General features: G+C 59.5%; 1 protein-coding gene. It reads right to left on the bottom strand.

The features are described from left to right. Positions 1-328: PfkB family carbohydrate kinase (locus tag AF337_RS18320; protein WP_244471283.1), on the bottom strand; the 328-nt coding region annotated here is incomplete at both ends.

Raw genomic sequence — 328 nt, 5'->3', positions numbered from 1 at the left:
GCATTTCAGACCAGTCGCCATGCCGGTTGGTCGACCAGTGTATCTGCTCCAGCTCGGGATCATTGCGCAGATCGGCGCGTGTCATGCCGCGCTCGAGGAAGAAATTCAGCTCCTGAAGTGACGGATATGCCGGTGTGCAGCCGTGACGAGAGACTGCAAAAGCGCCACAGGCATTGGCGTATCTGAGTGCGGTCGGCCAATCCTCGCCGTCAAGCCAGCCCTTCAGCAGCCCGGCGAAAAAGCCGTCTCCGGCGCCGAGAACGTTGAAGACTTCGACCGGGAAACCTTCGCCCGAAATGCCCTCGTCCAGATTATCCGGTATCGTATC

The sequence above is a fragment of the Rhizobium ecuadorense genome (assembly GCF_001187535.1).
Lineage (GTDB): Bacteria > Pseudomonadota > Alphaproteobacteria > Rhizobiales > Rhizobiaceae > Rhizobium > Rhizobium ecuadorense.
This window is presented reverse-complemented; position numbering and strand designations above follow the sequence as displayed.